Origin of the sequence: Streptomyces sp. NRRL WC-3549 (genome assembly GCF_000721935.1) — a bacterium.
Taxonomy (GTDB): Bacteria; Actinomycetota; Actinomycetes; order Streptomycetales; family Streptomycetaceae; genus Streptomyces.
The window spans coordinates 49,352-61,949 of record NZ_KL585424.1 but is presented as its reverse complement, the minus strand read 5'-3'; the positions used below and the strand labels follow the sequence as shown (position 1 = coordinate 61,949).

At 67.1% G+C, this 12,598-nt stretch carries 11 protein-coding genes and 2 pseudogenes; 4 read left to right on the top strand and 9 right to left on the bottom strand.

Translation table 11 applies throughout. The features are described from left to right. Positions 1 to 529 (top strand): TerD family protein (locus tag IH13_RS38605; RefSeq protein ID WP_199814857.1); only part of this gene is annotated, 529 nt, incomplete at its 5' end. A gap of 323 nt (positions 530 to 852) precedes the next feature. On the opposite strand, the gene IH13_RS0127710 is transcribed toward IH13_RS38605, so the two are convergent. The 5 genes and pseudogenes from IH13_RS0127710 to IH13_RS46230 all read right to left on the bottom strand — a co-directional run. Continuing rightward, positions 853 to 1,074: a hypothetical protein gene (locus IH13_RS0127710; RefSeq protein ID WP_031088707.1), complete on the bottom strand. Its 222-nt coding sequence runs from the start codon at positions 1,072 to 1,074 to the stop codon at positions 853 to 855. A 73-nt stretch (positions 1,075 to 1,147) separates the two neighbouring features. Continuing rightward, a complete protein-coding gene (locus IH13_RS0127705; RefSeq protein WP_031088706.1) occupies positions 1,148 to 2,680 on the bottom strand; it encodes an ISL3 family transposase in 1,533 nt (510 codons plus the stop codon). 277 nt (positions 2,681 to 2,957) lie between these two features. Then, the gene (locus IH13_RS0127700; protein ID WP_234433415.1) at positions 2,958 to 3,527 is read right to left on the bottom strand and encodes a hypothetical protein; all 570 of its coding nucleotides are present in this window, start codon (positions 3,525 to 3,527) and stop codon (positions 2,958 to 2,960) included. A 205-nt stretch (positions 3,528 to 3,732) separates the two neighbouring features. Further along, a complete protein-coding gene (locus tag IH13_RS0127695) occupies positions 3,733 to 4,335 on the bottom strand; it encodes an RES family NAD+ phosphorylase (protein WP_267883889.1) in 603 nt (200 codons plus the stop codon). Between the two features lie 121 nt (positions 4,336 to 4,456). Then, a pseudogene (locus IH13_RS46230) lies at positions 4,457 to 4,924 on the bottom strand (HEPN-associated N-terminal domain-containing protein); the annotation flags it as partial. 131 nt (positions 4,925 to 5,055) lie between these two features. Between IH13_RS46230 and IH13_RS0127690 the strand changes: the two are divergent. From IH13_RS0127690 to IH13_RS38600, 3 genes and pseudogenes are all read left to right on the top strand, one after another. Further along, positions 5,056 to 6,024: a PIN domain-containing protein gene (locus tag IH13_RS0127690; RefSeq protein WP_082317729.1), complete on the top strand. Its 969-nt coding sequence runs from the start codon at positions 5,056 to 5,058 to the stop codon at positions 6,022 to 6,024. A 9-nt stretch (positions 6,025 to 6,033) separates the two neighbouring features. After that, the gene (locus tag IH13_RS46225; protein WP_420713404.1) at positions 6,034 to 6,726 is read left to right on the top strand and encodes an 8-oxoguanine DNA glycosylase OGG fold protein; all 693 of its coding nucleotides are present in this window, start codon (positions 6,034 to 6,036) and stop codon (positions 6,724 to 6,726) included. 167 nt (positions 6,727 to 6,893) lie between these two features. Next, positions 6,894 to 8,096, top strand: a pseudogene (locus IH13_RS38600) (RibD family protein); the annotation flags it as partial. A gap of 19 nt (positions 8,097 to 8,115) precedes the next feature. Here the strand turns inward: IH13_RS38600 and IH13_RS0127675 are convergent. The 4 genes from IH13_RS0127675 to IH13_RS0127665 form a co-directional block, all read right to left on the bottom strand. Beyond that, positions 8,116 to 8,721, bottom strand: coding sequence for a hypothetical protein (locus IH13_RS0127675; RefSeq protein ID WP_234433414.1), 606 nt, complete (start codon positions 8,719 to 8,721; stop codon positions 8,116 to 8,118). Between the two features lie 698 nt (positions 8,722 to 9,419). Further along, a complete protein-coding gene (locus IH13_RS0127670; protein WP_031088700.1) occupies positions 9,420 to 10,898 on the bottom strand; it encodes a UvrD-helicase domain-containing protein in 1,479 nt (492 codons plus the stop codon). 400 nt (positions 10,899 to 11,298) lie between these two features. Continuing rightward, positions 11,299 to 11,781, bottom strand: coding sequence for a DUF6083 domain-containing protein (locus IH13_RS43620; RefSeq protein WP_158791342.1), 483 nt, complete (start codon positions 11,779 to 11,781; stop codon positions 11,299 to 11,301). Between the two features lie 157 nt (positions 11,782 to 11,938). Beyond that, positions 11,939 to 12,202, bottom strand: coding sequence for a helix-turn-helix transcriptional regulator (locus IH13_RS0127665; RefSeq protein WP_031088699.1), 264 nt, complete (start codon positions 12,200 to 12,202; stop codon positions 11,939 to 11,941). Between the last annotated feature and the right edge of the window lie 396 nt (positions 12,203 to 12,598).

Below are 12,598 nucleotides of genomic sequence, written 5' to 3'. Positions count from 1 at the left end.
AGATGTGTATAAGAGACAGCCCGATGGGGGGCAGGAGAGGCTGGTGAAGGGGGCAACCGTGTCTGTTGAGACCGGGGCGACGGTCGTACACGTGGTCGCCCATGGTGCGCCCGTGGATGTGTCTGCGGTTCTGCTGACCAGTAGTGGCAGAGTGCGGAGCGATGACGATCTCGTGTTCTACAACCACCCGAGCCAAGACGGAGTCAGCGTCAGCGGAGACACCGTCAGTACTGACCTGGGTCTCGTTCCCGAAACCATCAGCAGCATGGCGGTCGTCGTCAGTATCGATTCCGAAGCCCAACCCAGCGCGTTCTTCGGCCAGGACACCATGTGGGAAGCGGAGATCATCCAGCCATCTGGCGCCCGGCTGTCCTTCACTCCGGAAGTCTTCAGCGGACAGGAAACGGTTGCTGTTGCGATAGAGTTCTACCGCCGCGACGGCAGATGGAAGGCCCGTGCGGTCGGACAAGGCCACGACACCGGTCTGGCCGGCCTGGCCACTGGCTACGGCATCAATATCGAGGGTTGATGCGTTCGAGAGTCGCGTGTACGGGGCCTTGTAAAGGTATCGGCGGACCTCACGGAACACTCGTTCGCTTCTGGGTGCCTGCATGGGGCTCGATGCGGCACACTCGGCCGCGCTCACCCACCCACCCCTTGCATTCCAAGACGCAGGGGCGCAGCACCACCTTCGTTTCCATGGCGTAAGTCGGGCCCCGCTCAACTGATTGCTGGCAGCACGGGACTCATGCAGGCAGAGTCAAGCAGCGCCGCGACCAGCTCCTCGAGTGGCCGGGTCTGCCGCGCTATCGGGTGACATCGAGGTGGTTCAACAGGCGATGGATCACGCAGTCAGGGGAGCGTCGCGATCAGTTCCCGGAGCGGTCCGGCGAGCTGAGGGTGATCTCCGCGCGAGACTGACTGCAGGAGATCAGCCGCGACGACCAGCAATGCCTGGTGGCCCGCTTCCGTATCGAGGGCATCTGCGAGCGCCAGGTGGATACGGTCAGCGGTTGCCGGGGCGGCGAGGGCGTAGGCGTACAGCAGCGCGGCGTCCCAGCCACGGGGTGCCATGCCGAACCCTTCCCAGTCGGGGTCTGTACGGTGAGTGGCTCTGTCTCACTTGCGGTGGTAACGGATGGTGAAGTCATCCCAGAAGGACGCGGTGGCGGAGGAGGGAAAAACCGGCCCGGCCATACATCTGTCGCTTGATCAGCTTCGTTTTGTTGTTGACACCTTCGGTTCCGCCATTGTGATATGCCCTGGTCAGAGCGGCATTCACGGCGGCGCGGTCCCGCTCGAGACCGCGGGTGAAGGCGTGCAGGTGGGGCAGTTCCTCGGCGTGCGCGGTGGCAATCCACGTGCTGAGTCGCTCCGCGTTCCCCTCGACGGGTCTCAGCAGTGCGGCAAAAGAACTGACCAACGTGGCGAGGGCAGACAATTCCGCGCAGACGGTGGTGGCGGCCTCGATCCGTCCCTGCTGGTGTTCCTTGCGGTGATCGGGGTGGGTGAGGAGGCAGCGGGCGAGGCGACGTGAGGACAGCGCGGGGCGTTCGGCTTCGACACGTCCCTGGTTGATGTACTTGTGGAGCAGGTTGGAACTCCCGCGATAGCCGAGTTCCTTGATCTCCCGCAACAGGTGCAGGACGGGCACGGCAGGGTCTTGCTCGCGTCGACGCCGCAGATGATCTCGGTAGGGGTCCACGAGCGTGGGCCGATACTTGGGAGCACGGATGAGGCGTTCCGGCTCGGTGACACGGTCGTAGCGCTTGACCGTGTTCAGCGAGAGGTTCAGCCGGCGTGCGCATTCCAGCAGGCCGACTCCACGTGTGCGCAGGTCATGAACGTGATGCCATCGCTCACGCGTCGTAGCGGCCTGCACCCCCTCGCGGGGCGGTGGGCCGCTCTTCGCCCAGCAGGTGCTGTGCGCGGCGACCTCCTTGCGGACGGCTTCGGCGAGGTTATGCCAGATGTGCCACCGGTCACCCACCTGCACCGCCTCGGGCAGTGCCCGGCGTATCGCCTCGGCGTAGGCGGCCGAGCCGTCCCGGCACACGAACTCAACGCCCGGATGCTCACGCAGCCACTCCTCCAGCGCCTCAACGGTGCGGCCGGGCAACACGTCCACACGTTCTCGGGTCACGACGTCGATCAGGACGGTGGCGTAGTCGTGGCGGCGGCGCAGCGCGAAGTCATCCACCCCCAGAACCCGAGGCACCGGCCGTTCGGGGATCGGCAGTCGCATCAGCGCGCGCAGGGCAGTGTGCCGGGAGACGGCCGAAGACAGCATGGACAGTGTCCGCGAGCCGGCACGGCCCGCTAACTCCCGCACCACCGCCCCCACCTGCGCGGACAGCCGTGGTGTGCGGCGCTGATAGCGCTCAAGGACCCCGGAGAGCTGTTCCCGGAACGTCTGGCGGCAACCCGGGGTCGGACACACCAAGCGGCGCACCCATACCTTGACCACTACCTGACGGGCATCAACCGCAACGTCCGCGACGGTCCGTATGTGATACCCATGCACCCGCCCCGACCCAGCACCACAGTCCGGGCAACGGGCCGTCCCGCACGGCGTCCGCGCGCGCACCACTATCCGCCGACCCTCATCTCGCACATCCTCGATGACCAGCGGAGCCAAACCCGAAAACACCGTACTCACAAGCTCGTTGATGCCATGCATACAACATCAACGATGCCGATCGCTCTCCGTCACCACCGCAAGTGAGACAGAGCCGTTTACTACACAGATCCACATCGGTATTGCGTCGTCCATGCGGGCCACCGTGGCGGCAGCGCATCCAGGCCCCCAGTGCCGTGTGTGCGTGCCCTTGCCTGTCGCCGTGGTCCTTCTGGTCTGCCGCGCTGGCAAGGCTGACTACTCAGGGCTCGGCATGGCGCCCTCGAATCCCGTCGGGTGAGGCCGTCAAGCAGTTCGTGCCCGATGCCGACGCTGGAATCTACTCTTCGGAGCCCTCGTCCACGCCGAGATCGCTGCGCATGGCAGCCCTCAGGTCAGACAGCAGCGCCCATGACATCTCCGTCTCCACTTCCAGCCTGCTGAGTTCACCGCCGTCGGGGTGACCGCCTGCCAGCATCAATTTCAGCAAGCCGTAGGCGCGGTTGAGTTGCTGGTTTGCCGCCCCGGTGGCTCTCATCACAGCAGCAGGCACGATCATCTGCGCTTCGGCATAGGTGCTTCGATAGGCCAGGCGCCGTTCCTCGAGCTGTTCGGCACATGCCCGGGTCTCTGCGTCATCCCGGGCTCGCAGGGCATGCATGAGGTTGATCTGTGCGGTCTGGTACTGACGGGCCGTGGTGTTGAGCGAGATGTAGCAGGCCCGTCGCAGGTCGGTCAGTTCACGTCGTGCCGAGATGCGTGCTTCCTGCTGCCGGACTCGTTCGGCGTGAGCGCGGTCCTCGCGTTGCTGGCGGGCGGTTACTTCGAGTTCGTGGCGCTTGAGCCGGTCGGCTCTGTGCTGTGTCAGCAGGGCTGCCCCCAGGGTTCCGACGACACCGACAATGGCCACAGTTAGCGCACTCCAAGTCTCTCCCACGGTCCCTGCCTCACATCGGGGGCGGGGTGCTTTGGCGTCTGCGCCCCGCCTGAATCAAGGTGATGATCATAGAGCGGCTTCGTGCAGTGGCCCACCGCCCCAGTTGTACGGCGAGAAGCACTGTGCAGGCCCTGGGGGCGTTGACCGTTAGCCGCCTGTGGACGGCCCCGGTTTCTTCTCAGCGGGAGCGAGGGGGCAGGGGCTGGTTTGCATGCAGGGTGCCCGGAACCAGGCGCAGGGCCGCGTGTTCGTCGGGTTCCGGGACGCCCGGCTCGAGGCAGTGGGTCTGGGGGGTGTCCAGAACCGTGCACAGCCCGTCGTGGCCTGCGGCAGAGACGAACACCAGTCCATCGAGGGGCCGTTCCCGGTCGAAGACCCGCAAGAGGTATTCGGTGACGATCTGCGTGGGGACATACTCCAGGTGCTCGCGGTCCTCGGGATCGGCGCTGAGACGCGTCACAAACTCATGGAGGAACATCAGTGCCCGCCGCAGGTGTGCCCGGTCGGTGTCGAAGATCGTCGGAACGGGCCCCAAGCGGGTGAAGTCGACCACCGTGCAGGGGCGGGTGGTTTCAAATGCGGCGTAGGTCACGAACTTGGCGCCGGGGGCGTGCCGGACGACTTCCTGGATAGCGGTGCCAGGGCTGTCGGCTCCGTAGAACAGAGGGATACCTGCCGGGCTCATCCGGTTGGGGTGTCGGGCCTGGGCAGGCGAAGCGGTCCCCAGCAGAGTTGCCGACCAGTGCTGTTGGAGATCTGCGTGGGCACGTGCGCGCCACAGGCGATGCCCGGCCGGGATCTGGTGGACGAGGCCTACCTGGGGAAGGAGGTCGCCGAGGGTGTCGAGGATGGCGGCGGCAGGGATTTAAGAGACAGTCCTTGTGGGGTGGGGCCAGCCAGAACACATGCCGGGTTCGGTACATCACCTCTTGGCTGAAGCGCATCCATCCGTCGCGTAGTGCCTCGTCCTGGCGGGGCTCGATGAAGTGACGCTTAACCCACATATCGTCGTGACGGGCCGCCTCGCGGATGGTTTCTTGCAGTTCTTCGCCATGCAAGACGTCCACGTACTGGTTGACGAGGTCGTCGCCCTCCCACCGGTTGAGAGGCACGAGTTCGCCGCCGAAGTAGGCAAGTTCGTCGCTGGCCAGGGAGTATTCCGTGTGCAGCCCGTCGAAGAATGCTTGCAGGAGAGTATCGATGGGGGCTGCCGGTGTGCACGTGCAGTAGTCGCACTTCTCGTCCGCGCACGCGTCTGCTGTGATCTTCCGGGCCAGGGTCTCGTCATCGACACACCCGGCGCAGACATAGCCGTAACCGTAGTTCCAACCCTGCTCCAACTGCGCTTGCTCTATCTCATCTGCACCCATGGGAAGACGGTAGCCGTCCGTGGACGCGGGTCGCGCCTACGCCGGAAGGCCCTGCCCCGTAAGCAACGCTGGCAGGATGGGGCCGGACGGGGCGCAGCGAGCCCCGTCTCGAGGGGGGAGAGAACAAGGTCATGTTGAGAGCCGGAACGACCTGCACCGACGCAATCAATTTCCTGGATAACGATCTCGTGGCCGGGAGCCTCAACGACGTCTCGATCCGGATTCCTCACATGATGAAAACGGGCGCGGAAGCCGAGGCCGAGATGCGGGCCGTGCGCAAGCGGTACGACGAGTGGACCTGGAAGGCTGCCGAGGAGCTCAACCGGCGGTTCAGCGACAGGGAGATCGCGGGACAGTTGCGTGCGGGGCGCTACCGGGCGATCCTCACTGCGCCTTTGGACGAGGCCCGGCTGATGATGTACGTGGAAATCGCCGAGCTGCAGGACTACTTCAGATCCGTGGCCAATCGGGTGCGTGCCATGCAGGAGCGGTACGGGCGCGCCGGTGCCGTCCGGTACGCGGTGCTGGACACGAACACCACGCTGCACTTCACGCGGTTCGACAAGGTCCCCTGGCAGAAGGTGTTCGGGAAGAGCACCGCGGTCATGGTGCCGCACGTCGTGGTCGACGAGATCGACACCAAAAGCTACCAGACCGGGGACAAGAAGATCTCCCGGCGGGCGCGCGGCGTATTCCGGCTGCTGGAGTCGGTGCTGGAAGCTGGGCCCGAAAAAGCGACCGCGGACGACGGAACCTCCGTGTTCATCGCGGCCGATGAGCCTGGGCACGCACGTCTTCCCGTACCGGACGACGAGTTGGTGGCCTCGGCACTGCGTCTGCATCAGGCCGTCGCTCCCGCGGAGGTGGTCGTCGTCAGCCGCGACATCGGCGTACGGACCCGCGCCCGCGCCTGGGGGCTGCCTGCCCGGCCCCTGCCCGACACGTACCTGATCGAGGGCGGCGAATTGCGCCGGCAGGAACTGGAACAGGCAGCCACCGAGCTCGTGCCGGGCGGGGACGTACCGCAGCAACCCGAAGCGAAGGAATCCGCGGTGTCCTACCCAAGCCCGGCGGCACATCAGGCAGGGAACGGCTCGTGAACGAACAGGATGGGCAGGACGGGCGGACGCGGTGGACCGCGAGATGGCCACACGCCTGCTGCCCGATGCCGTTGTATGAGCGCGGGGCCGCTGGTAGGAAACGAATGCGTCGGCAGCTTACGCGGTCGGGACACCCGGCGCGCACTCCGTCCGCTACCCGCCCAGCCGGTGGTCACAGATCACTCTGTGGTCGCCCAAGCTGGCGCCCACCTCTGTCAGCGGGAACGCGTCGGTAAGCCGGGCGGAGGTCGCTTCGGCCGTCGCCGACGCGCTACGGCGGAAGGCGTTCAGGGAGGCGCTGATCGGGGCCTACATGTGAGGAAGGGCAAACGCGGCACTCCCGGCGGCAGCGGCCCGGCCGCCCTCCACAAGATCCCACCACAGGCCTACCCCACGCTCCAGGGGCAGGTTCCTGGGCTCGGGCCAGCCTTCTTCACCAAGTTCCTCTACTTCACCGGCACCGCCGTGCCGCCCGCCCATGGACCGAGGTCGCTCATCCTCGACCGCGGACTGTCCAGACGCCTGAGACAAATCGCCGCAGCCGTCGGCCGCGAGAGCGGCCACGACGCGGATGGCTTGATCGCCGCCTGGGCCTGGTCGGACAGCAACTGGACGGCCCACCGCTACGAGGTCTACCTGATGGAGCCAGCCCGTTGGCGGACCTGGTCCCAGGGATGTTCGGGCAGGCAGGCTCGGTGCTGACGACGCGGAAACGGTCGTCGCGCCTTGCCGCATCATCGGCCAGCTCGACCGCCTCGAGCGCACCCTTGCCCCCGTAGCCCGTGAACCGGGCGTCGCACAGTTCCAGGAAGCACTCGACCGGATCGTTCTCCACCTCGCCTGATCTCGCCGTCCCTCCCGCCCATGGTCTGGAGCCGCATGTCCCGTCCGTATGTCCTGCTGTCCGCCGCAGTCTCCCTCGACGGCTACCTCGACACCCGCCCCGGCGAGAGCCGGCTGCTGCTGTCCAACCCGCAGGACTTCGACCGCGTCGACTCCGTACGCGCCTCCGTCGACGCGATCCTCGTCGGGGCCGGCACCCTGCGCGCCGACAACCCCCGGCTCCTCGTGAACTCCGAAACAAGGCGCGCCGCCCGGGTAGCGGCAGGTCTTCCGGAATACCCATTGAAGATCACCATCACGGGGAGTGGGGATCTCGACCCGGACTGGAAGTTCTGGCACCACGGGGGCGAGAAGCTTGTCCTGGCCGTCGGCAGCAAAGCCGCCGAGAAGGCAGGCAAAGCGCTCGCAGGCCTCGCCACCATTCAGGGTGTTCCGCAGGACGCCACATGGGCGGTCGCACTCGATGTACTGGCAGACGTGTACGGAGTGCGGCGGCTGATGGTCGAAGGCGGCGGCACCATCCATACCCAGCTCCTCGAACAGCATCTCGCCGACGAACTCCACCTCGTCATCGCCCCGCTCCTGGTCGGACAGAGCGACGCCGTACGGATGCTGGGCCCGGCTCACTACATGGGCGGGCCCTCCGCCCGGCTCCGGCTCCTGGAAACACGGCAGATCGGCGACGTGGTACTCCTGCGGTACGCGCCCAAAGACATCAGCACGGAGCCCCGATGACCGATCACCCCTCCCCCACCGGCTGTGGCAGGCCCGGCCCCGGCCAGGAGGCCACCACCACCGACCGGGCCTGGCTCGCCATCGCCTGTGAACTCGCCGCCCAGTGCCCGCCCTCCGACACCGCGTTCAGCGTCGGCGCGATCATCGTCGCCGAGGACGGAACCGAGCTGGCCCGCGGCTACTCCCGTGAGAACGACCCCCACGACCACGCCGAGGAAGGCGCCCTCGCCAAACTCGGCCATGATGAGCGGCGCCTGGCCGGCGCGACGGTCTACAGCTCGCTGGAACCCTGCGCGAAACGCGCCTCACGCCCCCGCCCGTGCGCCCAGCTCATCCAGGAAGCCGGGATCCGCCGTGTCGTCACCGCATGGCGGGAACCCGACACCTTCGTCCCCGGAGCACAGGGCACCGAACTCCTCCAGAGCGCCGGTGTCACGGTCATCGAGCTGACCGAGTACGCCGACGCAGCGAAGGCACCCAACCGGCATCTGCTGTAGCCACCTGTGCGGCCGTTTACCGGTCAGGGCCAGCCGGGGCGCTGAACAGCGGGTCGAAGGGACTGCCCTCGTACCCAATGACGAGACAGGCCTGCGCGATCGGCCCCAGCGAGAGTTCCACGAGGCGGGCCAGCGCCTCCGTCTCGGACGGAAGCCCGGCCGGATCGAGGCCGAGCGCCCGGGCCGCAACGTCGCGTCGCTGGTCAAGGTCCGGCATGTCCGCCCGGTACTCGTCGGCGACCGCCTGGAGTTCTGCGGCCGTCCGCCCGGGAGCGTCCCGCCACCACGGTGCCACCAGACACAACCGCAGCAACTCCAGCAGCCCAAGGGCGACCGGTCCGGCCTCGCCGTCGAGGCTCACGTACACCACCGGGCGTTCCTCTCCGCCCTCACCGACGAAGCAGAACGCATCCCCCGAGCCCGCCCGTGCAAACTGCTCCAGCCGAGCCCCGGAAGCAAGCCGAACCCCGCCCTCCAGCTCATGGTCGGCTGGGTTCGTCGCGTCGAGGTCCGCGACCCAAGCAAAGAAGGCGACGACCTTCTCATCGGTTCCCAGGAGAGGCAACAACGCGTCGGGCTGAACTACCACGCCGGGCGTATCCGAAGTATTCGATCTGTGCACCAGACCACCGTAGTCGGCGCTCCTGTCACCGGCCGCAGCAGGCTGTCAGGAGTCGTCGGCCCGAAACCAACGAGTGCGCACGCCCGGTGAGGTCGGATGGCCGCGGACATCGTGACGGCCGCAGCTGCGCGCCCGGACATCAGCACGGTCCTGGTACTGGATGGCCCGCATCAGGCTCATGGGGTGGCAGGGCCGGCCAGCAGTACGCCACCCCCATGTGGTCCCGGAATGAGCGCGTATGGAAGAAGGCCGACGCCACGATCGTCCATCGCACCAACGACACGACCGGTCCCATCTCGGTCGCTTTGAGCGTGCCGAGCGGCCTGTTCCCCGTCACGTCGCTGTCTGTCTGGACCAGGCCCTCGACGCGTGCGGGAGCGACGGCACCGAACCGGCATCTGCTGTAGCCACCTGCGGCCGTATCTGCAGGCCGAACTCGTTGAAGGGCTGGCCCTGCCAGGAGATGGCCACCGCCTTCGGCGAAGACGGTGGGCGATCGTCTCTCTGTCAGCGCCCCGCTCGTGCCGGCATCACACATGGTTGCGTCCCGACGGGCGGCGAAGGCCCGGCAGGTGTCACGGGACACGATCGTGCGATGGAGTAGGCACGCCCAGTACGTCAACGCGCGGCCGGTCCACAGACTCATGGGCCGAGGCCGGGATACGGGCGCTTCAAGGTTCTCTTCTCAGCGTTCGCCTTTACTCGCTTGGGTTCTCGGGGTGTCCGTCGGGGTGCGTGTCGATCCAGGCGAGGCCGCCGATGTCGAGCTGTGTGCGGGCGCGGGTGACGGCGACGTAGGCGAGTCGGGCTTCGCCATCGTCGATGGGGCCTGGAACGGGCCGGCCTTGGCTGTCCTGCTCGTCGGTGTCCTTGGGCGGGGTGAAGTCGTCGGCAACTTGTACTCGTGCCCATTCGCGGCCTTTGGCTTTGTGGGCGGTGGAGATGGTGACTTGTGCGTTTTCCTCGGTGGTGAGGTGGCTGACTGCGGTGAGGATGGCGTGGGTTCCATGGGTGTCGACGAGGTCGACCAGGGGCTGGAGGTCCCTTCCGCAGGGGTCGTGGGCGGCGTAGTCCTGGACGGTTCCCCAGGTGGGAAAGAGGACGAGTTCGGGGTGGTGGGTTCGGCGTCCGTCTTTGAGGTCGCGGGCTGCCAGGGCGAGGGCGCGCAGGCTGTCTCCGCCTCCGGCGAGGGCGACGCGGGTGCCGGTGGCGAGGTGGTTCATGACGTGCTTCATGGCGCCGACGTTGGTGCGGCACAAGATGGCGTCGGGGTGGGTGAGGGGGCCGAGTTCGGTGGGCATGGTGTCGGTGCCGGTCAGGCGGATGGGTGCCTGGGCGATGGTGAGCCATCGGTTTGCTTCCCTGGCCAGGTGGGGGCCGAAGCGGAAGGACCGGGACAGGGGGAGGTGGGTGCCGTCGAAGCCGGTCATGATGTCTTTGGCTCCGCGCCAGTGGTAGATGGCCTGTGCTGAGTCTCCGACAAGGACGAGTTGGGCGTGGTCGCGCTGGCTGTTGAAGATGTGCTCGACGACGGGGTTGGTGTCCTGTGCTTCGTCGAGGAGAAGGTAGTCGGCGGGGATTTTGGGGTTGGTGAGGGACCAGATCTTGAGGAAGTGGTCGGGGTCGAATCGGACGACGCCGTCGTCGGAACGCTGGAGGTCCTCCCATGCCTTGCGGGCGAACGGGAGGACGACGGCGGCGAGCTGACTGTGCGCGGTTGGGCTGTCGAGGCCACGCAGGGGTAGGACGTGGTGGTCGGTGATCGTGGTGTCTGCGGAGTGGCAGAACCGGGTCACGGTGCGCATGACCGTGTTGGACAGGGTGGTCGGCATGAGGTCGTGGCCTGCGATGCGGACGGGCTTGGTGATCCCGAGGTCTTGTCCTGTCTTCCATGCGGGGCGGCGGGGTGCGTCGAGACGGCGTGCGTAGCGGTGGCCGATGGCTGCGTAGGCGAGGGCGTGGGCGGTTTTGCATGTGACTGTGCTGGGGAATCGGGTGGTGGCGTCGTGGGCGATGGCGCGGTTGTAGGCGATGTAGCGGCCGCGGCGGCGGGTGCTCTTGGCGAGCAGGGCCAGGGTTGAGGTCTTGCCTGTCCCGGCGCCGGCTTGGAGAGCCATGTGGTCGCCGGTGTGGAAGTGGTCGGCTGCTCGTGTCTGTTCGTCGGTGGGGGTGAACATCGGGGTCTGCTCCGGATTCGACGAGGGGGTGGGCTGAGCTTGCTGCGAGGGCTGACCGTGGCGGGCTCGAGCAGATGAGGACGCCATTTATCGGTGGTGCTGGGCGGTTCCTGGCAGGCGAGTGGCGAGGAAGGCGTGGTGGTGCAGCGGGTCGAAGGGTTCCCATTCGGTGAGGGCGAGGTCGGGTGCGCTCTGGGCTGTGGCGTGGACGGTGCAGTGTTGGGTGCGCCAGCGCCGTTGCTCGCTGTGGGGCAGGTGTCCCAGGTCGTAGAGGGCAATGGCGGTCGCCGGCAGGGATCGCTGTCGGTGGGTGGGGTGGAGTGTGGTGGGGGTGAGGGTCCACTTTCCGGGAAGACGCCTGCCGGCCCGCCCGCCCCGTCGTCCAGCTCCTCTACAACCGCTACATCGCCGCCAGACCGGTCGAGAACATCTCGGATGAAGGTTCAGCGGCCGGGTGCTCTCCGGGAGTGAAGGCGCCGGCGTCGAGGAGGCGGCGGGTGCGTAGGGCGAGGCGTCGTCGGAGCGTGTCGAGGGCGGGTGGGAGCAGTTGGGGTGTGGTGTGCGCGGGGCACAGGGTGGGGTGGGTGATGCGGCACCAGGGGGTTCCGTCCCCCGCGTGGTGTGCGATGCCGGAGGCGACGTGCCAGCGGTGCGGTGCGGGGACGATCGCCGTGGGCAGTTCAGTGGGGTGGAGTGGGACGGTCTGTCGGGTGAGGGTGGGGTGGAAGTCGATCGGGTTGCCGCAGTCACGGCATTCGGCTCGTTGCGCTGTGCGCAGGAGGCGGGTGGGGCTGTCGGCACTTACGCGCAGAGTGCGGCGGCGGCCTTGCGTGTGCGGGCTGCCGTCCCAGTGACGGCTGCGGGGGGTGTGGATGGGGTGCATGGTCGCGAAGGTTCCAGGCGACGCGCCGTGGTGATGCTGTCCACGCGCCAGTGATCCATCGATCGGCTCAGTGGATGGCTACTGGTGTCCGATGGGGCGCTTTCCTGTTCCCATTCGGTAGCCGGTTCAGGTGATTCGATCAGACTTGAGCGTGGAGCTATTTCGTCGTTCCGCCGGGGGGTGTGTGGCCTTCGCAGAGGGCGGCGAAGAGTCCGCCGAGGGGTACGTCGAAGGCGTGGCCGAGGGCGTGCCAGGTGGCGAGGGATCCGATGGTGCGGCCTTGCTCGATTTCGATGAGGGTGCGCCTGGACAGGGCGGTTCTTTCGGCGAGCTCGTCGTAGGTCCAGCCGCGGTCGCCTCGGAGTCGCGCGAGCTGGTGGCGCAGCGCGTCGAGGTTCGGTTCGGGCGGCAAGATCGTCACCCGTCCATCCGATGGTGCAGCCCCCTGCCCTGTCAGTGCAGAGGTCTGCCCTATTTGCGCAGATGGCGGGTCCACTCCGCAGGGCAGAGGTCTGCACTACGGTGTGCCGCCAGCACTCCACTCCCCCGCCGCGGGCATCACTCGGATCCGAGCCCGGTGGACAGCAGAGAAGGACCTTCGGCCGATGAGGCTGTGCACCACACGCCCACTGGCACCTCGCACGTGGACCGTCGAGCTACGCCCCCAGGCTCAGGGCCCTCTACTCGTCTGCCCCCACTGCAGCTCCGTCCCCGAAGCCCTTCACGGCCGCTCCGCACGATCGGCTGCCCTCGCGCACCTCGCGCGCCACGCCCGCCGCTCGCTCCTCCTCCCTCACTCTGTCTCTTATACACATCT